19 protein-coding genes are annotated in these 23,592 nt (G+C 70.1%); 6 read left to right on the top strand and 13 right to left on the bottom strand.

The genetic code is table 11. From position 1 onward, the window contains the following. The first annotated feature begins 517 nt into the window (after positions 1-517). Entirely contained in the window at positions 518-2,986 is a 2,469-nt protein-coding gene (locus C1746_RS17420) for a transglycosylase domain-containing protein (protein WP_116716032.1), read from the top strand. Positions 2,987-3,154: 168 nt separating this feature from the next. On the opposite strand, the gene C1746_RS17415 is transcribed toward C1746_RS17420, so the two are convergent. Together C1746_RS17415 and polX are read right to left on the bottom strand one after the other, a co-directional pair. Next, positions 3,155-3,778 (bottom strand): DNA-3-methyladenine glycosylase, encoded by a 624-nt coding sequence (locus tag C1746_RS17415; RefSeq protein WP_205711965.1) that lies wholly within the window; start codon positions 3,776-3,778, stop codon positions 3,155-3,157. After that, complete coding sequence (polX, locus tag C1746_RS17410; protein ID WP_116716031.1) at positions 3,762-5,528, bottom strand: DNA polymerase/3'-5' exonuclease PolX; 1,767 nt, start codon at positions 5,526-5,528, stop codon at positions 3,762-3,764. Before polX ends, C1746_RS17415 begins: the two co-directional genes overlap by 17 nt. Positions 5,529-5,582: 54 nt before the next feature. On the opposite strand from polX, the gene C1746_RS17405 reads away from it, so the two are divergent. Then, on the top strand, positions 5,583-5,924 hold the full coding sequence (locus C1746_RS17405; RefSeq protein WP_116716030.1) for a hypothetical protein: 342 nt from the start codon (positions 5,583-5,585) through the stop codon (positions 5,922-5,924). Between the two features lie 39 nt (positions 5,925-5,963). On the opposite strand, the gene C1746_RS17400 is transcribed toward C1746_RS17405, so the two are convergent. The 9 genes from C1746_RS17400 to argC all read right to left on the bottom strand — a co-directional run bounded on the left by C1746_RS17400 (position 5,964) and on the right by argC (position 15,227). Further along, positions 5,964-6,338 (bottom strand): hypothetical protein, encoded by a 375-nt coding sequence (locus C1746_RS17400; RefSeq protein WP_116716029.1) that lies wholly within the window; start codon positions 6,336-6,338, stop codon positions 5,964-5,966. A gap of 99 nt (positions 6,339-6,437) precedes the next feature. Continuing rightward, complete coding sequence (argH, locus tag C1746_RS17395) at positions 6,438-7,853, bottom strand: argininosuccinate lyase (protein ID WP_116716028.1); 1,416 nt, start codon at positions 7,851-7,853, stop codon at positions 6,438-6,440. A 20-nt stretch (positions 7,854-7,873) separates the two neighbouring features. Continuing rightward, positions 7,874-9,085 carry an argininosuccinate synthase gene (locus C1746_RS17390; RefSeq protein ID WP_116716027.1) on the bottom strand — a complete coding sequence of 404 codons (1,212 nt, stop codon included), beginning with the start codon at positions 9,083-9,085 and terminating at the stop codon, positions 7,874-7,876. Further along, positions 9,082-9,597 (bottom strand): arginine repressor, encoded by a 516-nt coding sequence (locus tag C1746_RS17385; RefSeq protein WP_116716026.1) that lies wholly within the window; start codon positions 9,595-9,597, stop codon positions 9,082-9,084. The genes C1746_RS17390 and C1746_RS17385 overlap by 4 nt, the downstream gene beginning before the upstream one ends. Before the next feature lie 4 nt (positions 9,598-9,601). Further along, entirely contained in the window at positions 9,602-10,558 is a 957-nt protein-coding gene (gene argF, locus C1746_RS17380; protein ID WP_240599042.1) for an ornithine carbamoyltransferase, read from the bottom strand. Then, positions 10,555-11,829: an acetylornithine transaminase gene (locus C1746_RS17375; protein ID WP_116716025.1), complete on the bottom strand. Its 1,275-nt coding sequence runs from the start codon at positions 11,827-11,829 to the stop codon at positions 10,555-10,557. The genes argF and C1746_RS17375 overlap by 4 nt, the downstream gene beginning before the upstream one ends. Positions 11,830-11,915: 86 nt before the next feature. Next, positions 11,916-12,857 (bottom strand): acetylglutamate kinase, encoded by a 942-nt coding sequence (gene argB / locus C1746_RS17370; RefSeq protein WP_205711964.1) that lies wholly within the window; start codon positions 12,855-12,857, stop codon positions 11,916-11,918. Positions 12,858-12,882: 25 nt separating this feature from the next. Then, positions 12,883-14,220, bottom strand: coding sequence for a bifunctional glutamate N-acetyltransferase/amino-acid acetyltransferase ArgJ (gene argJ / locus C1746_RS17365; RefSeq protein ID WP_205711963.1), 1,338 nt, complete (start codon positions 14,218-14,220; stop codon positions 12,883-12,885). After that, complete coding sequence (gene argC / locus C1746_RS17360) at positions 14,217-15,227, bottom strand: N-acetyl-gamma-glutamyl-phosphate reductase (RefSeq protein ID WP_116716024.1); 1,011 nt, start codon at positions 15,225-15,227, stop codon at positions 14,217-14,219. Before argC ends, argJ begins: the two co-directional genes overlap by 4 nt. A gap of 134 nt (positions 15,228-15,361) precedes the next feature. Between argC and C1746_RS17355 the strand changes: the two genes are divergently transcribed. Both C1746_RS17355 and C1746_RS17350 read left to right on the top strand, forming a co-directional pair. Continuing rightward, positions 15,362-17,644 (top strand): thiamine pyrophosphate-dependent enzyme, encoded by a 2,283-nt coding sequence (locus C1746_RS17355; RefSeq protein WP_116716023.1) that lies wholly within the window; start codon positions 15,362-15,364, stop codon positions 17,642-17,644. 25 nt (positions 17,645-17,669) lie between these two features. After that, positions 17,670-18,161, top strand: a complete 492-nt coding sequence (locus C1746_RS17350; RefSeq protein ID WP_116716022.1) for an SRPBCC family protein — start codon at positions 17,670-17,672, stop codon at positions 18,159-18,161. Here C1746_RS17350 and C1746_RS17345 read toward each other — a convergent pair. Next, positions 18,158-19,774: a TIGR03560 family F420-dependent LLM class oxidoreductase gene (locus tag C1746_RS17345; protein ID WP_116716021.1), complete on the bottom strand. Its 1,617-nt coding sequence runs from the start codon at positions 19,772-19,774 to the stop codon at positions 18,158-18,160. The two genes, C1746_RS17350 and C1746_RS17345, sit on opposite strands and share 4 nt — an antisense overlap. 35 nt (positions 19,775-19,809) lie before the next feature. Between C1746_RS17345 and C1746_RS17340 the strand changes: the two genes are divergently transcribed. Next, positions 19,810-20,757: an ROK family protein gene (locus C1746_RS17340; RefSeq protein WP_116716020.1), complete on the top strand. Its 948-nt coding sequence runs from the start codon at positions 19,810-19,812 to the stop codon at positions 20,755-20,757. A 6-nt stretch (positions 20,758-20,763) separates the two neighbouring features. On the opposite strand, the gene C1746_RS17335 is transcribed toward C1746_RS17340, so the two are convergent. Further along, positions 20,764-21,048 carry a DUF2277 domain-containing protein gene (locus tag C1746_RS17335; RefSeq protein WP_116716019.1) on the bottom strand — a complete coding sequence of 95 codons (285 nt, stop codon included), beginning with the start codon at positions 21,046-21,048 and terminating at the stop codon, positions 20,764-20,766. Positions 21,049-21,137: 89 nt separating this feature from the next. On the opposite strand from C1746_RS17335, the gene C1746_RS17330 reads away from it, so the two are divergent. After that, a complete protein-coding gene (locus C1746_RS17330) occupies positions 21,138-23,591 on the top strand; it encodes a putative bifunctional diguanylate cyclase/phosphodiesterase (protein WP_116716018.1) in 2,454 nt (817 codons plus the stop codon). The last annotated feature ends 1 nt before the right edge of the window (position 23,592 follow it).

Raw genomic sequence — 23,592 nt, 5'->3', positions numbered from 1 at the left:
TGCGAACAGTTCCGTGGAGATGATTGACCTTGGATTGTTGGATGAACACTGACAAACAAGTGTTGTCAGTTAATCCTGAATCAAGGAATCTACAACTCATCGTGGATCCATCTGGTCACAAGGACCGCATAGACCCATGACGGGTATGCATGTTATTTCATAAAGTGCACTGACTTTTGGCACACTGTGTAGTTTTCAAGGAGCGGAGTTCGCGCTGTTCCCGAGTTCCTTCAGGGGTTGCCGGTGAGGCCACCGTTCTGTTCGGCTTTCGGTACTTCGTGCTCCGGGCGCTTTCCCGGGGTGTCCCTGCCGGTGTGGCACTGAGGCCGTGCGGCGGGTGGGACTCGCACTAGCAGAGGCGTGTGCCTCGTCGTGCGGCGAAGAAAGACTGTACGCACCCTCCCCCGGCGCTGCAACCCCAAGCGTCCAGAATCTTCGGTCCGTGGACCCCACGCCACTGCAGGTGGTCGGTGTGGGATGCCCAGAGTGTAGGCCCCGCCTCGATACAGTGGCGGCCATGAGGTCGGGCGAGACGTCATCGACACGGCCGACTCGGTGGGCCGTGGGGCTGCTCGCTGCCTGCAGTCTGGTTCTCTCGGCCTGCTCCCCCTTCGTGGAGCTCCAGCCGTTGGGGTCAGAACTCGATCTGCGCCCACCGGTGGCGACGTCGGTCATGGTCGACGCCGAGGGCAACCAACTGGCGGAGCTCCACGGCGAGCAAGACCGGGACCCAGTGGCCCTGGAGCAGATCCCGCAGGTGGTCCGGGATGCCGTGATCGCTGTGGAGGACGCGCGATTCTACGAACACGTCGGCGTCGACGCGCGGGCGATCGCCAGGGCATTGGTCGTCAACACGATCGAGCGGGAGATCCTGCAGGGCGGCTCGACCATCACGCAGCAGTTGGTGAAGAACGCGATCACCGGCGATGACCAGACCGTGGATCGCAAGCTTGCCGAGGCGAGCCTGGCCATCCAGTTGGAGGCGGACCTCACCAAGGACGAAATCCTCGAGGCGTACCTGAACACCGTCTACTTCGGCAACGGCTCGTATGGGATCGGCGCGGCGGCCCGCCGGTACTTCGGGATCGACGTCAGCCAGCTGGACCTGCACCAGGCGGCGCTGCTGGCCGGCATGCTGCGGGCGCCCGCGAACTTCGACCCGTACGACCGTCCGGCCCAGGCGCGTGGCCGGCGCGACCTCGTTCTTGATCTGATGTCGGAGCAGTCGCTCATCACCGAGGCCGAGCAGGAGGCGGCCATCAGCCAGGGGTTGGGGGTCCAGCCGCTGCCACCGGACATCGACTGGGTGCACCCCTATGCCGTCGACCACGCGCTGGAGGAGCTGCAGCGCAACCCTGTCTTCCACGTGCTCGGCGCGACCGCGTCCGAGCGGGCCGAACGGCTGTTCGGCGGTGGCCTGCGCATCCAGACGACCATCCAACCGCAGGCCCAGCTGGCGGCGCAGCAGGCGATCGACGCGATCCTCATCGCCCCGGCGTCCGACCCTCGGGCGGCGCTGGTGGCGGTCGAGCCGGCGACCGGCGCGATCACCGCGCTCGTGGGCGGCGAGGACTACACCGACCCACTGGACCCCGTGGCGCGGTTCAACCTGGCCACGGACGGGCGCCGGCAGCCAGGATCCTCGTTCAAGCCGGTCGTCCTGGCGGCGGCCCTCGAGGCGGGTTGGTCCCTGGATGACGTCATCCCTTCCCCCGCGCAGGTGTCGGTGCCGCTGGCGCCCGGGCTGCCCGACTGGAACGTGGGCAACGCCGGTGGGCAGGGCTACGGGGAGCTGACCCTCCGGACCGCGACCGCACTCTCGGTGAACACCGCGTTCGCCAACCTGATCAACGACGTGGGCGCCGAGGCGGTCGTGGACATGGCCGGGCGGTTGGGCATCACCAGTGACCTCCGCCCGCTCCAGTCGATCGCGCTCGGAGCGCAGGAGGTCAGTCCGCTCGAGATGGCGACCGTCACCGCGACGATCGCAGCGGGCGGGGTCCGACGTGACCCCGGCATCATCCAGTCCATCACGGACCGGGACGGCGTGGTCATCTGGGAGCGACCCGTCGACGACGGTGAGCAGGTCATCGATCCCGAGATCGCCCAGGCCATCACCCTGGCGATGGTCGAGGTGGTGCGGTCCGGCACCGGGGTCGGCGCTGATCTGGGCCGACCGACGGCGGGCAAGACCGGGACCTCTCAGGACAACGCCGACGCGTGGTTCACCGGCTTCACGCCGGATCTCGCCACCGCGGTGTGGATCGGCTATCCGGAGGGGCGGGTGGCCATGGTGCCGCCGCGAACCCGGGTCATCGTGCAGGGAGGTGGGTGGCCGGCCGAGGTGTTCGCTCGCTTCGGCGTGCAGGCGCTCGCCGATCAGGTCGCCACGCCCTTCGCGAACGTGGACGGGGAACTCATCACGGTCACGGTGGACCTCACGCGCGACTGCCTGCCCAACCCCTTCACGCCGCGCTCGGTCATCGGTGAGCGGGGCTACGTCGTCGGCTCCGAGCCAACCGAGGTGTGCGCAGAGCCCTCCGGGCCACCGACGGTCGACGTACCGGTGGTGGAGGGGCTGTCAGCCGATCAGGCCCGGCAGGCGCTGAACGAGGCCGGCTTCACCGTGTTCGAGAAGCCGCAGTTCGACACGTCAAGGCCGCCTGGCGTGGTCATCGCGCAGTCGCCGTCGCCCGGCGCGGACCAGGTCCTGGCCGAGACCGGCTTCAACGCCACGATCACGATCTCGAGTGCTGACCGGACCGGGACGATCGTTCCGGACCTCCTCGGCCGCTCGATCGCGGTGGCCCGGGAGACGCTCGAGGAACAGGGGTTCAACGTGTCTGTCCGTCTGGAGTGCCCCGACGGCTCGATCGACTGCGTGGGCGCTGCCCAGAGCCCCGGGGTGGTGTGGCAGCAGTCGCCGGAGGCGACCCAGCGGGTGCCCGTCTTCTCCGAGGTCACCCTCTTCGCCTACCCGGGATAGGTGCCTGAGTCCGGGTGGGTGGACCTCACCTCCCCCAGCGGGGTTAACTCCACCCGCCCCGGCCAACCACGCAGCCACGTCCGGGTGGGTGGACTTCCCCTCCCCCAGCGGGGCTAACTCCACCCGCCCCCGGCCGACCTCGCGCCCACTTCGGCCGTTCGTCGGGGGCTACGTCGCCCGAGGGGCCGCCCGTGGGTGGCGCCGGTAGTCCGAGACCCAGCGGCTCCCCGCGGCCACGAAGCGCCAGGGGACGTCCGCCGCCAGCCTCACGCCGACGCGGGGCCCGACCTCCACCGCCGTTGCACCCGGAGCGGCCGCCCCGACCACGACCCGTAGCGGCGCGTCGGGTGCCAACAGATCCGCGCCACCCGCCGTGCGACCCAGCCCGAGCCCCGCTGCCAGCCGAGCTGGACCCCGCAGGAGGTCTCGCTCTGCCACCGACGTCCCGCGCCGCACCCGAACCGCCCCCTCCCCCTCGAGAAGTCGGGCCGCCCGCAGCAGCACCGCCTCTCCCTCCCCCGGCTGCCCGGTCACGATGTTGGCGCACCAGTGCATCCCGTAGACGAAGTAGGTGTACAGGTGCGCTGCCGGTCCGAACATCACCTCGTTGCGGGGTGTGGGGCCGCCGTAGGTGTGTGCTGCGGGATCCTTCTGGTCGTACGCCTCGACCTCGACGACCTCGGCCCGCACGCCACTGGGGGCCACGAGGTGCGTGCCGATCAGGTCGCGGGCCACGAGCGGCGCGTGCCGCTCGAAGAACGACCGCGGAAGAGGCTCAACCGAGTGCGTCACGCTTGGCCTGGACAAACCCACGCAGCCGCTCGACATCGCCGGTGTTCAGCACGTCCGCCGGGGTCGCCCACCCCCGCTGGGCGGTCCACACGCCGTAGCGCATCGAGTCCAGGTCTCCGATCGAGTGGGCGTCACACGAGATCGTGAGGGTGACACCGGCCTCGACCGCGCGACGGGTCATCTCGCCGGAGAGGTCCAGCCGGCGGGGGGAGGCATTGACCTCCAGCGCCGTCCCCGTCTCACGGCACGCCTCCAGGATGGCCGCCAGGTCGACCTCGAAGCCCGGCCGCTTGCCCACCTTGCGCCCCGTGAGGTGCCCGATCGCATTGACGGCCGGTGACTGGATGGCCCGCATGATCCGTTCGGTCTGGGCGGCGCTGTCACGTTCGAGGCCGGAGTGGACGCTGGCCACGGTCCAGTCGAACTCGAGCAGGAAGTCGGGGTCGTAGTCCAGCTGCCCCTCCAGCCCGATGTTCAGCTCGGAGCCGTCCAGGATGACCATGTCGGGGTAGCTGTCCTGGAGCGATCGGATGATCTCGCGGCGCTCGCGCACCTGATCGGCGGTGATGCCGTTGATGGCCAGGTCCTCGGCGTGGTCGGTGACCGCCCAGTAGACGTAGCCCCTGGCAGCTGCGGCGGCGACCATGTCCTCCAACGTCGCCTTGCCGTCGCCGGACCAGTCCGAGTGCCCGTGCAGGTCACCGGTCATGTCCGCCAGCGTCACCACGATCGGCAACGATCCGTCCAGCGCAGCGTCGACCTCGCCGGTGTCCTCTCGCATCGTCGGTGGCACATAGCCCATGTCTATGGCGTCGTAGACGACCTGCTCGGTGCGGGAGGCGATCCGCTCACCGGCGACCGGCTTGTCGTCGTCGTCCAGCTCGCGCCTGAAGATGCCGTACTCGTTCAGCAGCAGTCCCTGACGGACGGCCCGCTCCCGAATCCGCACGTTGTGGGCCTTCGACCCGGTGAAGTACTGCAGCGCTGCGCCCCAGGCGTCAGGTTCGACGACGCGCAGGTCGGCCTGGATGCCTCGGACGGTGATGACGGAGGTCTTCTTCTCCCCGGCCGCGATGACGGTCTCGACCAGGTCGAAGCCGCGGAACGCCTCGTGGATCGGGGCCGGGTCGCCCTCGGAGGCGACCAGGATGTCGATGTCCCCGATCGTGTCGCGCATCCGACGCAGGGAGCCGGCGTAGGTGACCTCCGCGATGTCCTCCCGCTCGCGGAGGCGGTCGCAGATCTCCTCGGCCAGCGAGATCGCATCGGCGGCAGGCACCCGGTCGGTGTCCTTGGCCCCCATCCGCCGGAGGGACTCCTCGAGGTTCGCGACCGTCTTCGCGCCCAGCCCAGGCAGCCCCGCGACAGACCCGTCGGCCATCGCAGTCCGCAGGGCCTCGATGGAGTCGACGCCAAGCGTGTCGTGGAGTTGGACCGCGGTCTTCGGACCGAGGCCTGGGACACGGGTGAGCTCGACGACACCGGCCGGGACCTTCTCGCGCAGCTCCTCCAGCATGGTCATGGTGCCGGTCTCCAGATACTCCACGATCTTCTTCGCCGTGGAGTCCCCGATGCCCTTGACGTCCTTCAGCTCCGCGGCGTCCACGGACCCGAGGTCGACGGGTGCGGCCCCGATGGTGTCGGCCGCGCGCTCGTAGGCCCTGACCCGGAATCGATCGGCGCCGCTGATCTTCAGCAGGGTCGCGATCTCGCCGAACCGTCGTGCCAACTCCTCGTTCACCCAAGCCATGGATCGGCACGGTACCGCTCCGCCCCACCACGCCGCTCCATCTACGCTGCGAGCATGGACATCGGGACCTGGGTCAGGGCAGGCACGTTCGTGGGCAGGGTTGGAGCGGTGGAGGATGACGGCACCCTGGTGCTGTTCGACCCCGGCGACCGCCAACTGCTGCGGGCGACCCCGGGTGCGGTCACCGCGCTGCCGACCGGCCCGGTGGAGGTCACGGTGACCACCACCGTCGACCTCCCACACGGGCTGACGGAGACCGCGGTCAAGCGGTGGGTCGCCGCACAGCTCGATCCGGTGTTGGCAGAGCGAGCGACCGAGAGCGTGACGGAGGCCGGTCTGGCCGGCTCGATCGTCCAACTCGACCTCGACGTCGCCGTCCGCGAGGCCTCTGGTTGACCGTGGCCTGACGCGGCCAGAGCCCGTCGCAGCGCCGGGTCAGCCGTGTCCGGCGGCCGCCTGGACCTCCCGGTGAGCCCGGAGGTAGCCGGGCATGAAGGACCGCTCCAACATGGGCCAGTGCTCGACCGCCACGTCGGCGTCCAGGCCCAGTCGGTGCGGCGGGATCTCCTCGAGAGGCTTGTCCACGCACTGGGCCAGCAGCCCGTGCAGCCGCATGGCGCGCTCGTCGTCGGCCATTCGGACCTGGATCAGCGTGAACTCCAGGCGGTCCTCGCTCAGCGGCAGCCACATCACGGTTCCGCCGATGCGGTCGCGGTAGATCCGGGCTTTGCCGGTGTCGGCGGCGAGCAGACCCTCACGACGGGCCAACTCATCGAGACGGGCGAGTAGTTGCAGTCGGATGGATGCCATGGCGCGGGCAGGGTAGCAGTCGAGGGTTCGGGCTCTCCAGGCGTGACGGTCACCCCCGCATTGACCGTGACACTTCCGGCGCTCTCTCACGGAGGAGGGTCACGCTCCTAGGCGCTCCCGGAGTGCCGCGATCTGGCTGCGGACGGCCTCCGGCGCCGGCCCCTGGACCGTCGTGCGACGCCGTACAGCTCCTGCCGGATCCAGCAGGTCGGCGATCGCGGAGGGATCCAACTCGGGCAGCTCAGCGGCCAGCCGGTCGGGGGCGAGCTCGGTGATGTCGATCCCCTCGGCCTCACAGGCGGCAACCACCTCCCCCACCCGTTCATGGGCGGTTCGGAAGGGCACGCCGGCCACCACCAGCGCCTCGGCGACATCGGTGGCCAGCGCGAACCCCCCGGCTGCGGAGCCGCTGATCCGCTCGTTGTCGAAGGTCAGGGTCCGCACCATCCCCGCGACGGCCGGGAGGGCCAGCTGCAGAGTGTCGACGGCGTCGAACACCGGCTCCTTGTCCTCCTGCAGGTCACGGTTGTAGGTGAGGGGGAGGCCCTTGAGCGTGACGAGGAGCGACACCAGGTCACCGATCAGGCGGCCGGTCTTCCCGCGCACCAACTCGGCCACGTCCGGGTTGCGCTTCTGCGGCATGATCGACGACCCGGTCGAGAAGGCATCGCCGACGCGAACCCAACCGAACTCCACAGTCGCCCAGACCACGACCTCCTCGCAGAGCCGGGAGAGATGCACGCCGAGCATCGCGGCAGCGGAGAGGAACTCGATTGCGAAGTCGCGGTCCGCCACGGCGTCCATCGAGTTCTCTGCTACTCCGCGGTAGCCGAGCGCGGTGGCGTAGTTGGCCGGGTCCAGGCCCAAGGTGAGACCGGCCATCGCGCCCGAGCCGAGCGGGGAGACCGAGAGCGTCCGCTGACGGCAGTCGATCAGCCTTCCGACGTCGCGGTCGAGGGCCCAGGCGTGGGCGAGCAGGTGATGGGCCAGCGTGACCGGCTGGGCTCGTTGGAGATGGGTGTACCCGGGGGCCAGGACCTCGGTCACGGCCTCGGCCTGATCAGCCAGCGCCCCGGCGACGTCCCGGACGGCCGCCACGAGCTCCACGATGTGGTCGGCGAGGTACAGGCGCAGATCGTTTGCGATCTGGTCGTTGCGGGACCGTCCTGCCCGCAGCCGTCCGCCCGCCTCCGGGGCCAACTCGATCAGCCGCCGCTCGACGGCACCGTGGATGTCCTCATCGCCGTCCTCGAAGGTGAACGACCCTTCCGTGAACTCACCCTCGATCCGCGTCAGCGCGACGGTCAGCGACTGGTGGTCCTCGGCTGTCAGCAGGTCCAGGCGACGGAGCTCGTCCGCGTGCGCCCGCGATCCGGTCAGGTCGTACCGCCACAGCCGTGCGTCGACGTGCACGGAGCGGCCCAGATCCCACGCGGCCTGGTCGGGACCGGACGCGAATCGGGCGCCCCACAGCCGCCCCTCCCCGGTCGCCGATGACTCGTGCCCACCACTCATCGCAGAACTCCCGGCGACGCTCATCGGACGTCAGCCTGCTTCTGCGACCACACCTTCGTCGGCAGCCCCCACAGCTTGACGAAGCCCTCGGACTGGGTGTGGTCGAAGGCGTCCTCGGCGTCGTAGGTCGCGAGGTCATGGTCGTACAGGGCCAGGTCGGACCGCCGACCGGCCACCGCGGCGTGTCCCTTGAACAGCTGCATCCGCACCTCCCCGGTCACGTATCGCTGCGACACGTCGATGAAGGCGTCCAGGGCCCGCTTGAGCGGCGTGTACCACAGCCCGTTGTAGATCAGCTGGGCGTACCGTCCCTCGACGGCGCGCTTCTCCTGGGCCAACTCCTGCTCGAGGGTCAGGTCCTCCAGGTCCCGGTGTGCCGCGAGCAGCGTCAGAGCGCCGGGGCACTCGTAGATCTCCCGGCTCTTGATGCCGACCAGGCGGTCCTCGATCATGTCGATCCGGCCGATGCCGTGGACGCCGGCACGTCGGTCGACCTCGGCGATCAGGTCCACCAACGCCATCGGCTCGCCGTCGACCGAGACCGGCAGACCGCGCTCGAAGGAGAGGGTCAGCTCCTCCGGCTCGTCGGGGGTGTCGGCCAGGGCAGCTGAACGCTCGAAGACCTCCTCTGGCGGGCTGGCCCAGGGGTCCTCCAGGACCCCGCACTCCGCCGTCCGGCCCCACAGGTTCTCGTCGAAGGAGTAGGGCGAGTCCTTCTTCACCGGAATGGGGATGCCCCGCTCCTGGGCCCAGCCGATCGACTCCTCGCGGGACAGACCCCACTCTCGGATCGGCGCCTCCACGGTCAGCTCCGGAGCGATGGCCATGGCGGTCACCTCGAAGCGGACCTGATCATTGCCCTTGCCGGTGCAGCCGTGGGCGATGGCGCTCGCTCCGTACTCCTCGGCGGTGGCGACGAGGTGGCGGGTGATCAGCGGCCGCGACAGGGCGCTGACCAAGGGGTACTTGCCCATGTACATGGCGTTCGCGGCGATGGCGGGCGCCACGAAGTCGCGGGCGTACTCCTCCTGGGCGTCGACCACGACGGACTCGACGGCGCCGCAGTCCAGGGCGCGTTGCCGTACCCGGTCCATCTCCCCCGGCTGGGCCTGGCCGATGTCCGCGGCGCAGGCGATGACGTCGTACCCCTTGTTCTCCTGCAGCCATCGGATCGCGACGGAGGTGTCCAGGCCGCCGGAGTAGGCGAGGACGAGGGTCTTGCTGGCACTCACGATGGTTGCTCCTCGAGGTGGGGCTGCGATGCGACGCGCGATGACGGGATGGTCGGGGTCTTCAGTCGTGCGAGGTTGGCGGCGACGTCACGGCCGGTCGCCGGCTCCCGCGAGACGACGAGGACGGTGTCGTCCCCCTGCAGCGTCGCGAGCACGTCGGGGACCCCGGCAGCGTCGATGGCACTCGCGACGGTCGAGGCTGCTGCGGGTGGGGTCCGGAGGACGGCCAGGTTGCCGCTGGAGGAGATGTCGGTCACGAACTGTCGGAGCAGCTGGGCCAGTCCGGTGCGGTCGGGCAAGACGTACGACACGACGCCGTCCGCGCCGCGCAGCTTGCCGATCCCGAGCTGCTCGAGGTCTCGGGAGACGGTGGCCTGGGTGACATCGATGCCGCGGTCGGCGAGCAGATCGACCAGTTCGGATTGCGCGGTGACCCGAAACGTGGCGACGAGCTCGGTGAGGGCCGCGTGCCGGTCGCCACGGGACACGGTTGCTCCGGTCTCGGTGTCCATGGCGCTAGCCCCGGTCCGTCAGCAAGACACACAGCAAGGCCTTCTGCGCGTGCAGCCGGTTCTCGGCCTGGGTGAAGACGACGGACGCCTGGCTCTCCAGGACCTCGGCCGTGATCTCCTCCTCGCGGTGCGCCGGCAGGCAGTGCATGACGATGGCGTCAGGGCGGGCGGCATCAACCGCAGCGGCGTTCAGCTGGAAGGGCGCGAAGACAGCGGCGCGTTCAGCGGCCTCGTCCTCCTGCCCCATGGACGCCCACACGTCGGTGTAGAGGACATCGGCGTCGGTCAGCGCCGTCCCCACCTCCGTCGTCACGCTGACACGACCGCCGGACTCGGCGGCCAGCTCCGTCGCCTCGTCCACGATCTGACCATCGGGTTCGTACCCGGGCGGAGTCGCAACGGCCACGTGCATGCCGCTCATCGCCCCCGCCTTGAGCAGGGAGTGGGCGACGTTGTTGCCATCGCCCAGATAGGCCAGCTTCAGCCCGCGGAGCTCACCCTTGTACTCGCGGATCGTCTGCAGGTCGGCCAGTGCCTGACAGGGATGGGTGAGGTCGGAGAGGGCGTTGACGACTGGGACCGAGCCGGCTTCCGCGAGCTCCTCCAGGCGGCCGTGTCCGAAGGTCCGGAGGACGACGGCGTGGACGTACCCGGACAGGACGCGCGCGATGTCGGCCACCGACTCCCTGGCGCCGATGCCGATCTCGCCCCCGCTGAGCACGATCGGTGTCCCGCCCAGCTCAGCCACGCCGACCTCGAAGCTGACGCGCGTGCGCAGGGACGGCTTCTCGAACAGCAGGGCCACCGACCGCCCGGCCAGCGGACCGGGGCCGGTGGCGCTGAGCCGTTCGGCCTTGAGCTCGTCGGCCAGGTCGAGGAGGGCGATCAGCTCGTCCGGCTGCAGGTCGTCGACGGACAGGAAGTGGCGGATCGGCGTGTCGGTGGCAAGCAGCTGGCTCACGGCGAGATCTCCGGTGCGGGTGGTGATGACGGGGACGAGGATGTCGGGCTGGACCCGAGCACCGAGGCGCTCTGCTGGGCCAGTGGACTGGTCGTGTCCTCCAGGGCGGCGCCCAGCCGGGCCAGGGCGACGTCGACCTCCTCCGGAGAGACGTTCAGGGGTGGCGCGAGGCGGATGGCGTCGGGCGCCACGGCGTTCACGATCAGGCGATGCCGGAGGGCTGCCTGGGCGACAGCTGGGCCGATGTCAGCGGAAAGCGTGAGAGCGATCAGCAGGCCTCGGCCCCGCCACCCGGTCACGAGGTGGTTCGTGGCCGCCAGAGCCTCGATCCCGGCAGTCAGTCGAGCACTCATGGCCCGAGCGTGGGCGAGGAGATCGTCGCGCTCGATCGTGGTCATGACCGCGTTGGCGGCCGCACACACCACCGGGCCGCCGCCGAACGTGGTGGCGTGGTCGCCGGGCTGGAAGGCCTTGGCCGCCTGGCCGCGGGCCACGATGGCCCCGATGGGCAGGCCGTTGGCCAGACCCTTGGCAAGGCAGACGACGTCGGGTTCGATGTCGGTGGTCTGCCAGCCGAACCACTCCCCCAGCCGACCGATACCGGTCTGCACCTCGTCGGCGACCAGCAGCGCGTCGTGAGCGTCACACGCCTCGCGGGCCGCGGCCAGCATCTCCTCCGAGAGCGGACGCACACCTCCCTCACCCTGCACCACCTCGACCCAGACGGCACACGTGGTGTCGTCCACGGCTTCTCGGAGAGCCTCGACGTCGTCCCGCGGCACATGTCGGACCCACGTCCCCAGCGGCTCGAACGGCGCGTGCTTGTCGGGGTTGCCGGTCAGCTTGAGCGCACCCATCAGCCGGCCGTGGAACCCGCCGCTGAGCGCGACGACGCCGACCTTGTTCGGGTCGCTGTGCTTGCCGTGCCTGCGGGCCAGCTTGATGGCGGCCTCGTTGGCCTCGGCGCCGGAGTTGCAGAAGAACGTCCGGCCGTCCTCCCAGCCCAGCCGCTGGCGGAGCGTGTCGGCCAGCGTCAGAGCCGGCGTCGTGCCGAAGAGGTTGGACACGTGGGTCAGCGCCGCCGCCTGCTCGGCGACCGCCTGGGTGACCGCAGGGTGTGCATGCCCGAGGCTCGTGACGGCCAGGCCGCAGAGGAAGTCGAGGTAGGTGGTGCCGTCGTCGGCGGTCAGCCAACTGCCGGTCCCGCTGGTGAAGGCCACCGGTCGGGGGCCGTAGGTCGGCAGCAGCACCTCGTCTTCGGTGAGCGTCATCGCCTCACTCGCTGGTTGGGGTGCGCGATCGTGGACGTCCTCGGTCCCAGCCGAGGAACCGCGCGATCCTGCGGTGTATCCGGGACTCACTGCGGACCTCCGTTCGCTGTGGCTGTGACCTCCGCAGTGCCCTCGACCATGGTCCCGATGCCCTCGTCGGTGAAGATCTCGAGCAGCAGTGCGTGCTCGATCCGGCCGTCCAGCAGGTGGGCCTGCGGGACGCCGCCGTGGACGGCCGTGACGATGCTCGAGATCTTCGGGATCATCCCCGTGACCAGCTCGTCGTCGGCGAGCATCTGCTCCAGCCGTGCGACGCTGACCTCGCTGAGCAGCGTCGAGTCAGGGGTCCCGAAGTTGTCGTACAGGCCGGCGACGTTGGTCAGGTAGATCAGCTTGTCGGCCCTCAGGGCCACCGCCAGGGCTCCGGCAACGGTGTCGGCGTTGACGTTCACGAGTGTCCCCTCGGTCGTCTGACACAGCGTTGCCATGACCGGGACACGGCCGCTGTCGAGCAGCTCGTCCAGGTAGGTGGGGTCGATCCGGTCGACCTCGCCGACCAGGCCGAGGCGGTCGTCGACGGTCGTGGCCGTGACCAGTCCGGAGTCGGTGCCGGACACGCCGACCGCAGCGGCACCGGCGTCGGAGATCATGCGGACCAGCATGGGGTTCACCTGGCCCAGCAGGGCCATCTGGACCGCCTGGAGGGTCGGCGCATCGGTGACGCGCTTGCCGTCGACGAAGGCGGTCTCCAGGCCCAGACGGTCGGCCAGTGCGGAGATCTGCGGGCCGCCGCCGTGGACCACGACGACCCGCACCCCGACACTGTGGAGCAGGGCCACGTCGGCGGCGAAGGAGGGGTCCTCCCCCGGTCCGGTCACGTCGGGTGCTCCGGCCGGCTGCAAGGCGTTCCCGCCGTACTTGATGACGACGGTCCGCCCCGACCACCGGGTCATCCACGGCAACGCCTCCTGCAGGATGCGAGCCTTCTGCTGGGCCGCCTTGGCGCGGTCGGTCATCACGATCGTCACGCCGCGTCCTCGCCCGAGACCAGATTCATGTCGTGTACTCCGCGTTGATCGTGATGTACCCGTGGGTCAAGTCGCAGGTGAGGAAGCTCGACCCTGCGGTGCCCACGCCGAGGTCGATGGTGACCCGGACGTGGTCGGCCGCCATGACGGCCTCCGCCCGAGCTCGCTCGACATCCGTGGCCATCCCGTCGCGACAGACGCAGACCGCATCGCGACCCGGACCGCCAGGTGTGGCGTACCAGGCCGGGTCGGCACCCGTGCCGGCCTCCAGGTCGATCCTGATGCGCGTCGAGTCGATCGCCACGGGTGCGGCACCCACGGCCGCGATGATCCTCCCCCAATTCGGGTCCGCGCCCGCCAGCGCCGTCTTCACCAGGCTGTCGGTACCGACCTGCCGTGCGACGGCGAGCGCGTCGGTCTCGGTCGTGCCACCGGTGACCGCGATCTCGGCGGTCCGGGTCGCGCCCTCGCCGTCAGCCACCATCTGCCGGGCGAGATCGCCGAGGACGGCGGTGACGCCCGCCTGGACTCCGGCGGTGTCGACCGGCGTGGCGGCCGTTCCGGAGGCCAGCAGGATGATCGTGTCGTTGGTGGACATCACGCCGTCGACGGAGATGCGGTTGAAGGTGCTGTCGGTCGCGTCGGCCAGCAAGCCCTGGGCCTGCTCGGCGCTGAGCGGCGCATCGGTGGTGACCACGCAGAGCATCGTGGCCATGCCCGGAGCGATCATGCCCGAGCCCTTGGCCATGGCTCCGACCGTCACGCTGCCGCCCTCGCTGTCGGTGACGTGGACGGCAGCCTCCTTGGTGACCAGGTCGGTGGTCATGATCGCCTCGGCGGCGTCGAGACCTCCCTCGGGGCTGGCGGCGGCGACGACCCGGGGGATCGCGTCCAGGTAGGGCGTGGCCGGAACAGGCACGCCGATGACGCCGGTGGAGCAGACCAGGACCTGCTCGGCGGCACACCCGATCTGGGTTGCCGTCAGCTCGGCGGCCTGCCGGGCGAGATCCAGTCCGGGCTGCCCGCAGCAGACGTTCGCGGAGCCGGCGTTCAGCAGGACGGCCTGGGCCACTCCACCGGAGGAGACCAGGTTGTCGGCGGTCACCACGACCGGGGCGGCCTTGACCTGGTTGGTCGTCAGGACCGCGGCGGCGGTGCACGGCTGGTCGGCGATGACGACCGCGACGTCGGGCTTGCCGGACGCCTTGAGCCCGGCGGTGACGCCGGCGGCACGGAAGCCCCAGGGCGCGGTCACGCCGTCAGCCAGGGTGTTCAGGGCGACGGGCGTCACATGGCGCTCGGCGGGCTCGGTCAGGTTCCCCACCGGGTCGGTCAGGTTCCCCGCCGGGTCGCGGTCGCTCACGGGTACACCGCCATCGTCGGCAGCCCGTCGGTCTCGGGCAGCCCCAGCGCGACGTTGGCCGCCTGCACGGCCTGGCCTGCCGCCCCCTTCGTCAGGTTGTCGATCGCCGCAGAGACGGTGACCCGTCCCGTCCGCTCGTCGGTGACGACCCCGATGTGGCAGGTGTTGGCGCCGAGGACGTGGGTGGACTGGGGCCACCGGCCCTCCGGCAGCACCCGGACGAACGGCTCGGTGGCGTAGGCCTCCTCGAAGGCGGCACGGACCGATCCAGCCGACCCGATGAGGGACGCCGTCGACGTGACCACCATCCCCCGCACCTGCGGAACCAGGTGGGGCGTGAAGGTGACTCGTGCGTCGTGGCCGGTCAGGCCCGCCCAGTGCAACTCGATCTCAGGCGTGTGGCGGTGGGTCGGCGCCCCGTAGGCGCCGGTGTTGCCGGAGGCGTGGGAGACGTGCAGGTCTTCCCGCAGGCCGCGGCCGGCGCCGCTGGACCCGGACATCCCGACGATGGTGACGGTGTCCGGCTCGACCAGTCCGGCCAGCGGGGCCAACCCGAGCAAGGTCGCGGTCGGATAGCACCCCGGTCCGGCGATCAGCCCCGCTCCGACCAGCTCATCGCGCCGGAGCTCCGGCAGCCCGTACGTGGCAGGAGTCAACTGCGGAGCCGTGTGGTCGAGGCCGTACCACTGCTCGAAGACGGCAGCCGGCAGCCGGAAGGCGCCGGACAGGTCGACCACGACCGCGCCGCCCTCGCGCAGAGGTGCGGCCAGCTCCAGCGACACCGCGTGTGGCGTGGCGAGGAACACCAGTTGGCAGTCGGCCAGCGCCTCCGGGGTCGAGGGGGCGAGCTCACCCTCCAGACCCAGCGACGGGAAGACCTCCTGCAGGTCCTGACCGGCCGTGGAGCCCGCCGCGACGGTCTGGACCTTCAGCGTCGGATGGGTGCTCAGCAGCCGGAGCAGCTCCGCTCCGCCGTAGCCCGATCCTCCGACGATTCCGACGTTCATGGCGGACAGAGTGCCCGCTGATGTATGAGTATGCAACTTCTATGCACCAGCGCGGACGACGGACCGGCTGCCCGGGCCGCAGCCGTCCCACCACACGCGTTCTGCCCGGCTGACCCTCTACAGTCCCAAGGACCATGACGACGCGGGTCGAGATCGTGCAGTCCGCCCTCACACAGGGGTTGGCGCGGGCCACCGCCGAGGCTGATCTGCTGGAACCCGACCAGCCCGTCACAGGGTCCCTGACGGCCCAGCGGGCGCGTGACCTCCTGGCCGACATGCTCACGTCCCGGTCCCTCGACGTCGCGGCACGGCGGCTGAAGGCGGAGGGCCACTCCTACTACACCATCTCCTCGGCCGGCCACGAGATCAACGCCGTGCTCGGAGCGCTGACCAGGACCACGGACCCGGCATTCCTGCACTACCGCTCCGGCGGGTTCGTGGTCGCGCGCAGTCGACTGGCACCGGACGTCGACGCCGTCGCCGACACGGTCCGGTCATTCATCGGGGCCAAGGACGATCCCATCGCGCAGGGTCGACACAAGGTCTGGGGCTCGGCACCGCTGTGGATCCCCCCACAGACCTCGACGATCGCCTCGCACCTGCCGAAGTCGGTGGGGACCGCCGTGGCGATCGAGCGGGCACGCCGCCTCGGTCTGACGGACGGATCGACGCTTCCGGTGCCCGAGGACTCGATCGTCGTGTGCTCCTTCGGCGACGCGTCGGCCAATCACGCCTCGGCCCTGGCAGGCATCAACGCCGCCCGGTACGCCCAGCGCCGCGGCGCCCACGCGCCGGTGCTGTTCGTGTGCGAGGACAATGGTCTGGGGATCAGCGTCGACACGCCGAAGCGGTGGATCGCCGGGACCTTCGGGGAACTCCCCCACCTCCGCTATGTGCACGCGACTGGTCCAGTCGACCAGGTCTGGACGCAGGTCGAGGAGGCGGTCGAGTGGTGTCGGGAGACGCGTGCACCGGTCTTCCTGCACCTCGACACGGTGCGGCTGTGGGGTCACGCGGGCTCCGATGTGGAGCGGATGTACCGCACGCAGTCCGCCATCGAGGCCGATGAAGCACGGGACCCGATCCTCGCAGCGGGCCGCCGCCTGATCGCGGTTGGTGCGATCATGGCCGACGAGGCAACACTCCTGGCGGTGGAGGTGGACGAGCACGTCCAGCGCACCGCCGACCGGCTGGTGGGCAGCCCGGGCCTGCAGAACGCCCACGAGGTGATGGCTCCGCTCGCCCCCTTCTCACGGGCTCGCGCGGCACACGGGGCCACGACGGCGCTCTCGCCGTCCGAGCGCATCGAGGTGTGGGACGGGGACCTGCCTGAGGACGCCACCGCTCCGGCCCGCCGCACCATGGGGGCCCTGATCAACGCGACCCTGCACGACGAGCTGGCCCGACGGCCGAACGCACTCGTGTTCGGGGAGGACGTCGCGCGGAAGGGTGGGGTCTACCACGTCACGGCAGGACTCCTCGACCGCTTCGGCCACGACCGCGTCTTCGACACCCTGCTGGACGAGACCACCATCCTCGGTGTGGCCCAGGGCGCCGGGATCATGGGGTTCCTACCGATCCCGGAGATCCAGTACCTGGCCTACCTGCACAACGCCCTGGACCAGATCCGGGGTGAGGCCGCCTCGCTGTCGTTCTTCTCCAGCGGCCAGTTCACCAACCCCATGGTCATCCGGATCGCCGGGCTCGCCTACCAGAAGGGGTTCGGTGGTCACTTCCACAACGACAACGCCATCGGGGCACTGCGTGACATCCCCGGGCTCGCGATCGCCTGCCCGTCACGAGGGGACGACGCGGCCCGGATGCTGCGCGGAGCCATCTCGATGGCGGACACCGACGGGCGGGTCGTGGCGTTCCTCGAACCCATCGCGCTGTACCACGCGAAGGATCTCCACGAGGACGGCGACGAGCTGTGGCTGTGCGACTACCCACCACCGGGCAGCAAGCCGCTGCTGCCGGGCGAGGTCGGGGTCTACGCCACCGGGGGTGAGCGGCCGACGATGACCATCGCGACGTACGGCAACGGCGTCCGGATGGCGCTCCAGGCCGCCCAGTGGCTGGCCGCCGTGGACGTGCGGGCCGAGGTGGTGGACCTGCGTTGGCTGAACCCACTGCCGCTTGATGCCCTGGCCACGCGCGTCGACGCCAGTGGACGGCTGCTGGTCGTGGACGAGTGCCGGGCGACGGGTGGCGGCATCGCCGATGCGGTGATCAGTGGGCTGGCGGAGCGGACCGTGATCGCGCCCATGCGCTCGGTCCGGGCCGCCGACTCCTTCGTCCCGCTCGGCCCGGCGGCCGAGACCGTGCTGGTCGACACCGGCAAGATCATCAACGCGGCGATGGCACTTGGCGAGTCGCCGAGCGGCGCTGATCGTGGTCCGTTCATGGACCTCGACTGACCATCCCCGCTAGCCTGTCGCGCCCATGGTGCGCTTCAGCGACGGACCGACGACCGAGGTCTCGCGGGTCATTGCCGCCGAGCCGGCCGACATCTGGCCGCTCGTGACCGATGTGCTGCTCCCCGTCCAGGGCAGTCCCGAACTGCAACACGTGGAGTGGGAGGACCCGCACACGCGCATCGCTCCGGAGGCCGTGTTCATCGGCCACAACGCCCGCGGTGACGCCCGCTGGCAGACCCGCTGCGTCGTCACGCACTGCGACCCCGAGGGTGCCTACAGCTACACGGCCTGGGCGGGTGATGAGGCTGTGGCCACCTGGACGTTCGAGCTCGAGCCCACCGACCGCGGTACTCGGGTCACCCAACGGGTGCTGCTGGGACCGGGCCGATCGGGCCTGACCTGGGCCATCAAGCAGCGCCCCGACGACGAGGAGGCCATCATCGACCGTCGCCTGGCACAGCTGGCGACGTCGATGGAGCACAACCTCGACGCCATCGAGGCGCGGGCGACGAGCTAGCGTCCTGCGCCCTCGACAGCGCGGTCATCCAGCGCGCCGGTGTCCTTGAAGGCGTCGATGAGCGGGGCGAGTTCAGCGACCCGTTCGGCGTCGATGACCGGCATCGTCACGATGGCGTGGGTCACGCCGGCCCCGGCGAAGGCGGCAAAGCGGTCGATCTGCGCCTCGATCGGCGCAGCGTGGAACTGCTCGATCGTCCGCTGGACCGAACGCCGTGCCGGTGTCAGCTCGGCCAGGCGCCCCTCCAACGTCGGCTGGTCCGGTGCCGTCAGCACGGTGGCCAGGTTGGTCACCTCGATCTGGTCGGGGTCGCGATCGACGTCCCGGCAGTGCTGGTGGAGCGTTCCGACCAGACTCGCCACACGATCGGGGTCGCCGAACAGGTTGCAGGCGTCGGCGCGTTCCGCGACCAGCCGCAGGGTCGTCCGCTCCCCCGAGCCGCCGATCAGGATCGGCACCCGTTCCTGCAGTGGTCGGGGGTAGCAGATGGCTTCCTCCACCCGGAGGGTCCGCCCCTCGAACGAGGGCGAGCCCGGGCCCCACATGAGCGGCAGCAGCTCGCAGGCGTCCCGCAGCAGCTCGTAGCGCTCGGTCACTGCGGGGAGCGGCGTCCCGAGCACGTGGTGGTCGTCGGCGAACCAGCCCGTGCCCAGCCCGCAGGTCACGCGACCGTGACTCAGCACGTCCAGGGTCGCGATGATCTTGGCCAGGTGCGGCAGCCGGCGGAAGGTCACGGCGGTCACCAGGACCCCGAGTCGGAGCGTGCTGGTTGCGGCGGCCAGGTAGGCCAGGGTGGTGTAGCTCTCCAGCATGTCCTCCCAGCGCCGCCCGACCTGCGGGATCTGCAGCATGTGGTCCATCACCCAGAGTGAGGAGAAGCCCGTCTCCTCCGCCGCCCGCGCCACGGCCGCCAGTCGCTCGGCGTGGCCAGCCGGGTCGCCCTCGAAGCGCCCGATCTGCAGCCCGAAGCGCAGGCTCGCTTCCGTGTCGCCTGGGCGGATCGGCCTCGCAGCGACCTCCGTGGCGATGGCCGGCACCACCTGTGCTGCGCCACTCCTCGCGGTCGGCCGGGCGTCGGCCCTCTCGCGGGTGTCCGCGGTGCCGGCGTCAGCCTCCCGGGCGAGTGGCCCGTCGCCGGGTACCTCGATCACCCGCTCGAACCCCTCGGCCAGCAGCACCCCCTCGGTGATGGCATCGGCAGTGGTGATCTGCCCGGTCAACACGGCCGCGGGCAGGCGCACGCCTCGCTCCTTGTTGCGTGCGCGAACCGTCTTGCCCGGAGTCCTGACCAGGACGGCGACCGGCGTCATCCCCGCCTCGTCGGCCCGCTCGATCAGCCGACCTCGGGCTGTCGCGTCAAGACCCAGGGTGTCGACCACGGTCAGCAGTCCACGGCCGGTGCGGGCGCCCACGATGCGGCCGAGCAGCTCGAAGGCGTCGTCGGAGGCAGCCAGGTCGTAGCGGCTCTCCCCGACCACCGCCCGCAGGTCGTCCGACGCCACGATCTGCTCGGGCGCGAAGCTGGTCCGGGCCCAGGTGGACTTGCCACTGGAGGACGGCCCGATCAGCACCACGAGCGACCTCGTCGGGATCTGCGGCGCGCCTGTTCTCATCACCCGGCACCCTAGCCATCGGCTAGGTTCCAACCATGGGAACAGTTGTCGGAGTTGACCTCGGCGGCACCAACGTGCTGGCCGCGGCCGTGTCGAGCGACGGCGAGGCGACCGATCACATCAAGGAGACCACACCGACCGGTGGGCCCGACGAGGTGATCGAGCTGCTGGTCGAGATGGTCACCTCGATCGACGACTCACCCGCCGCAGTCGGTGTCGGCTTCCCGGGTCCAGTCTCGCAGGGCGTCGTGATCGAGGCGCCGAACCTGGCGGGCTGGACGGAGCCCGTGAAGCTGGCCAAGCGCATGGCCAAGCGGCTGAAGGCACCGGTCACGCTGGGCAACGACGCCAACGTCGGCACGCTCGGCGAGGCGCGACATGGAGCCGGCGCTGGTGCCGTCAACGCGCTCGGGTGTTGGATGGGGACCGGAATCGGTGGTGGGCTGATCATCGATGGTCGGCTGTTCGAGGGTCAGAGCGGCACCGCCGGCGAGTTGGGCCATGTTCCGGTGGAGATGACCAGTCCCCGCCGGTGCGGCTGTGGCCGTTGGGGCTGTGTCGAGGCCTACGCCGGACGGGCCTCCATGCGGGCCATGGTCGACCGTCTGATCGCCGAGGGCGGCTCGTCCGAGATGGTCGAGATCATGGAGGACAAAGGGAAAACTCGCTTTACCTCCAGCGTGTGGAAGAAGGCGCTCAAGAACGGGGACGAGGTGGCGACCGCGATCATGGACGAGGCGGTCATCGCGCTCGGGATCGCACTCGCGGGGATGATCAACACCCTCGACCTGGACACGCTGATCTTCGGTGGTGGACTGGCCGAGAAGCTGGGGCAGGACCACGTCGACCGGATCGAGGAGGTCACCCTCCCCCGTCTGATGGCGCCGGACGTGAAGCGCCGCTGGGTGGTCGCGAGCCTGGGTGATGACTCGGGCGTCGTGGGGGCTGCCGAGCTGGCCCGAGCTGCTGAGCAGGCGGTCTAGCCGTCCTCAGGCGGTGGGATCAAACGGTGGCAGCCCCATGCGTGCTCGCACCTGCGGCCGGCGCAGCGGCGGCACCGTGCCGGGCGGCTGCCGTCGGGGAGGGAGGCCAGCCAGCAGCTCGCCGGTGATGGCGGCGATGTCCGCAACCGCCTGCTCGTAGGCCGGGGTCACCGCCGCGTTCGGCGTGCGGATACCCGTCACCTTCCGCACATACTGCCGCGCTGCCGCGGCCACCTCCTCGGGTGTCGCGGCCGGCTCGAGACCTCGGAGTTCGGTGATGTTCCTGCACATGGACCGGACTGTACGGCCGCAACAGAGCGAAGACCAACGGTCGAGAACCAGCGGTAAAGTCACACTCCGTAGTTGTCGACACCGTTCGGGTGAGCGTCCCGAGTGAGCATGACCGTGCCGATGTTGCGCGCCATCGTTTGGGACGGCACCCGCAGTCGACCGAGGTCTCGCGCATCGCCAGCGCCCTGACCGGCGCCCTCAGCCAAGTGGTGGTCTTCCAGGCCGGTCGGGGCTTCGTCGTGGGCGCCTCCGATCCTGAGGGCGTCCTGCGTCCCCGGCACCTGGTCGAAGCCGAACTGGACGTCCGCCAGGGCAAGGCCCTCGTCGTGCGCACCGGCGGCATCCTGGCCGTCGCCATCCTCGATGCGGAGCGCATCCCCGCAGCCGTTCTCACCGTCCACTCCGAGGCCGGGGCGATCGACGATGACGTCTGGCTGGGACTTGGCCGGCAGCTCTCGGCTGTTCTGGTCGACCGGACCGTCCCCGATGCCAAGCACCAGGCACTGCTGAACGGCCTGCGCGACATCATCCTGCTGCTGGACGGTGACATGCAGATCAAGTGGGTCAGCGACTCCGTCACCTCGCTCCTGGGCCGAACGCCGCGGGAGGTGGTCGGCAAGTCTGCCGTCGAGTACGTGCACCCCGACGATCTCGGGGTCGCCCTCGACGCCATCAGCCGGGTCCTCAAGGGCCTGGACCTGCAGCGCGTCACCATCCGCCTGCTGGACTACACCGATCAGTGGATCCCGGTCGAGATCACCGGCACGGATCAGTCCGGCGATCCGGCGTTGCAGGGCATGGTCATGTCGCTGCGCTACGCCGACTACGAGAGCGAGGCTGGGGCCCGGGCAGATCGACTGGAACGGCGGTCACTGGCCATCCTGTCCGGCCTCCGAGACGGTCTGGTCGCCACCGACCAGTTCGGTGCGGTGACCCTGGTCAACGACATGGCACGCGCCATGTTCGACATCGACGCCGACGTCCCGCCGGGGGACCTCACCCTCACCGACTTCCCGGTGCTCGCTGCCGACGGGCGGTTGGAGGACCTCCGGGCCATCGGCAGCCGCAAACCCGGTCGCATCCGACGTCGCAGTGGCCAGGTCCGCCACGTCGTGACCAGCGTCCAACCCATCCGAGGACCGGGCGAGACCATCGACGGGCGGGTCGTGGCGTTCCACGATGTGACCTCCGAACGTCGAGCTCGAGCAGAGCTGCGGCACCAGGCCATGCACGACCAGCTCACGGGCCTGGCCAATCGACGCCGACTGCTGACGCGGCTGGACGAGTTGGAGCAGACCGAACCCCGTGTCAGCGTCGCAGCCTGCTTCATCGACGTGGACGGGTTCAAGCTGATCAACGACACCCACGGACACCGCGTCGGCGACGAGCTCATCACGGTGGCGGCCCGGCGACTGGCCGCCGAGCTCCGCTCCGCAGACCTGCTCGTCCGCCAGGGCGGCGATGAGTTCGTCGCCCTGCTCGTCGATGTCGAGGAGAGCCAGGCCGCCGTCATCGCCGAGCGAGCTCGCCAGGCGCTGGCCGAGCCCTACCGGCTTGGCGCAGAGCGCTTCGACCTCACCGCCTCCATCGGGGTGGCCACCGCACGCGGCCAGGACTGGGACGGTGAGCTGCTGCTCCAGCAGGCCGACATGGCGCTGTACGCCGCAAAGGAACGCGGACGGAACCGGGTTGCGCCGTACAACAGCAGTCTGGCCGATGCCGTCACCGCGGAGCAGGGCCAGCGCCGCACGCTCAAGAACGCGCTGGACGGCCACGACCTCGAGATGCACTTCCAGCCGGTGGTCGACATGGCCACGAATCGGACCGTGGGATTCGAGGCCTTGGCGAGGATCCGGCGGACCGGCGCGCTCGTCCAGCCCCACGAGTTCATGGCGGCGATCGTCAACACCGGGCTCATGTGGGACCTGGATCGCCGCGGGTTCGCACTGTCGTGTGCTGCCCTGAGGGAGATGACCGAGGCCGCAGGCGTGGCTCCGGGGATGGCCTGCAACTTCTCCTCGGTCTCGCTCGGCCACCCCGAATTCCTGGAGACCGTCCAGTCGATCACGACCGAGCACAGCATCGATCCGCGCCAGGTCTGCGTGGAGATAACCGAGTCCGCCGCGTTCGACGTCGGTGGCGCCTCCGTCGCCGTGCTCGATGCCCTCCGGGACCGCGGATTCCACATCGCACTGGACGACTTCGGGACCGGGTACTCCTCACTCGGACACCTGCGGGACCTCCCGATCTCGACCGTGAAGGTCGACCGGAGCTTCATCGAGCGCCTGGACACCGATCCGGGGGAGCGCGCCATCGTCGAGGCCGTCGTCAGCCTGGCCAAGACCCTGCGCCTCGGCGTCGTCGCGGAAGGGGTCGACACCGCCTCCCAGCTGGCCGAAGTGGCGGCGCTTGGCTTCGACCGCGTTCAGGGATGGCTGTTCGCTCCGGCGCTCGACCTCCCCTCCGCCATCGACCACTGGGTCGAGGAGGGACGGGCACAAGGCACCACCGCGGGGTTGGCGGCTGCCGGCACCTGCGGCTGAT

Origin of the sequence: Euzebya tangerina (genome assembly GCF_003074135.1) — a bacterium.
Taxonomy (GTDB): domain Bacteria; phylum Actinomycetota; class Nitriliruptoria; order Euzebyales; family Euzebyaceae; genus Euzebya; species Euzebya tangerina.
Note: the sequence above shows the minus strand (reverse complement) of the source record. Positions and strands in the feature narration are given on the sequence as shown.

Excerpts from the sequence above, each read along its gene's own strand:
- argH (WP_116716028.1), bottom strand. The coding sequence starts at position 7,853 with ATGAGTGGTGGGCACGAGTCATCGGCGACCGGGGAGGGGCGGCTGTGG.
- C1746_RS17400 (WP_116716029.1), bottom strand. The coding sequence starts at position 6,338 with ATGGCATCCATCCGACTGCAACTACTCGCCCGTCTCGATGAGTTGGCC.
- C1746_RS17375 (WP_116716025.1), bottom strand. The coding sequence starts at position 11,829 with ATGACGCTCACCGAAGACGAGGTGCTGCTGCCGACCTACGGCCCCCGA.
- argC (WP_116716024.1), bottom strand. The coding sequence starts at position 15,227 with ATGAACGTCGGAATCGTCGGAGGATCGGGCTACGGCGGAGCGGAGCTG.
- C1746_RS17385 (WP_116716026.1), bottom strand. The coding sequence starts at position 9,597 with ATGGACACCGAGACCGGAGCAACCGTGTCCCGTGGCGACCGGCACGCG.
- C1746_RS17420 (WP_116716032.1), top strand. The coding sequence starts at position 518 with ATGAGGTCGGGCGAGACGTCATCGACACGGCCGACTCGGTGGGCCGTG.
- polX (WP_116716031.1), bottom strand. The coding sequence starts at position 5,528 with ATGGCTTGGGTGAACGAGGAGTTGGCACGACGGTTCGGCGAGATCGCG.
- C1746_RS17350 (WP_116716022.1), top strand. The coding sequence starts at position 17,670 with ATGGTGCGCTTCAGCGACGGACCGACGACCGAGGTCTCGCGGGTCATT.
- C1746_RS17345 (WP_116716021.1), bottom strand. The coding sequence starts at position 19,774 with ATGAGAACAGGCGCGCCGCAGATCCCGACGAGGTCGCTCGTGGTGCTG.
- C1746_RS17340 (WP_116716020.1), top strand. The coding sequence starts at position 19,810 with ATGGGAACAGTTGTCGGAGTTGACCTCGGCGGCACCAACGTGCTGGCC.
- C1746_RS17335 (WP_116716019.1), bottom strand. The coding sequence starts at position 21,048 with ATGTGCAGGAACATCACCGAACTCCGAGGTCTCGAGCCGGCCGCGACA.
- C1746_RS17405 (WP_116716030.1), top strand. The coding sequence starts at position 5,583 with ATGGACATCGGGACCTGGGTCAGGGCAGGCACGTTCGTGGGCAGGGTT.
- C1746_RS17355 (WP_116716023.1), top strand. The coding sequence starts at position 15,362 with ATGACGACGCGGGTCGAGATCGTGCAGTCCGCCCTCACACAGGGGTTG.